Source organism: Arthrobacter humicola, from assembly GCF_039531445.1.
In the GTDB taxonomy this organism is placed as follows: Bacteria; Actinomycetota; Actinomycetes; order Actinomycetales; family Micrococcaceae; genus Arthrobacter; species Arthrobacter humicola.
The window spans coordinates 39,883-41,448 of record NZ_BAAAQB010000042.1 but is presented as its reverse complement, the minus strand read 5'-3'; the positions used below and the strand labels follow the sequence as shown (position 1 = coordinate 41,448).

1 protein-coding gene is annotated in these 1,566 nt (G+C 68.3%); it reads left to right on the top strand.

What is annotated here, in order from left to right; genetic code table 11:
- Nucleotides 1-1,550: transketolase-like TK C-terminal-containing protein (locus ABD243_RS19880; protein ID WP_425547260.1), on the top strand; the 1,550-nt coding region annotated here is incomplete at its 5' end.
- Nucleotides 1,551-1,566: the final 16 nt, after the last annotated feature.

Genomic DNA, 1,566 nt, shown 5'->3' with positions numbered 1-1,566 from the left:
CGGTCATCCTGGCCCACACGGTCAAGGGCTACGGCCTGGGCACCCACTTCGAGGGCCGCAACGCCACGCACCAGATGAAGAAGCTCACCCTCGCGGACCTCAAAGCCTTCCGCGACCACCTGCGCATCCCCATCACCGACGACCAGCTCGAAGCCGACCCCTACCGGCCCCCGTACTACCACCCCGGCCCGGACGCCCCCGAAATCCAGTACCTCATGGAACGCCGCCAAGCCCTCGGCGGCTTCGTCCCCGAACGCCGGTCCAAGCACAGCGAGATCACGCTGCCGGATGAGAAGACGTACGAGGTCGCGAACCGCGGCTCCGGCAAGCAGCTGGCCGCCACCACCATGGCGTTCGTCCGTCTGCTCAAGGACCTCATGCGGGACAAGAACTTCGGCCAGCGGATCGTGCCGATCATCCCGGACGAGGCCCGCACCTTCGGCATGGACGCGTTCTTCCCGACCGCGAAGATCTACAACCCGAACGGCCAGAACTACCTCTCCGTGGACCGGGACCTCGTCCTGGCCTACAAGGAGTCGATTTCCGGCCAGATCGTGCACGCCGGCATCAACGAGGCCGGTTCCGTGGCCGCGTTCACCGCCGCGGGCACCTCGTACGCCACGCACGGCGAGCCGCTCGTGCCGATCTACGTGTTCTACTCGATGTTCGGTTTCCAGCGCACCGGCGACTCCTTCTGGGCCGCCGCGGACCAGATGACCCGCGGGTTCATCATCGGCGCCACCGCCGGCCGCACCACCCTGACCGGTGAAGGCCTGCAGCACGCCGACGGCCACTCCCCGATCCTCGCCGCCACCAACCCGGCCGTCGTCACCTACGACCCCGCGTACGGCTACGAGATCGGCGTGATCATGCGCGACGGCCTGGAGCGGATGTACGGACCCGACTCCGAAGACCGGAACCTGATGTACTACATCACGGTCTACAACGAGCCGATCTCCCAGCCGGCGGCGCCGGCCGAGCTCGACGTCGAAGGCATCACCAAGGGCATCTACCTGCTGGCACCGGCCAAGATCGACGGCCCGCGCACGCAGATCCTTGCCTCCGGCGTCTCCGTCCCCTGGGCCCTCGAAGCCCAGCGGATCCTCGCCGAGGACTGGGGCGTCTCCGCCGATGTGTGGTCCGTGACGTCCTGGAGCGAACTGCGCCGCGACGCCATGGCCGCCGAGGAAGAGGCCTTCCTCAACCCCGGCCAGCCGGCCCGCGTCCCCTTCGTCACGCAGCAGCTCGCCGGTGCCACGGGTCCGATCGTTGCGGTCACCGACTACATGAAGGCCGTGCCGGACCAGATCCGGCAGTTCCTCCCGAACGAGTTCGCCTCGCTCGGCGCGGACGGCTTTGGCTTCTCCGACACCCGGGCCGCTGCGCGCCGCTTCTTCAAGAACGACATCCACTCGGTAGTGGTCCGTTCCCTGCAGATGCTGGCCCGCCGCGGCGAAGTCGATGCCCAGGCACCGGCCCAGGCCATCGAGAAGTACCGGCTGCTCAACGTGAACGCCGGCACCACCGGCAACGCGGGCGGCGACTCCTAACCGGACGCTCCGCCGG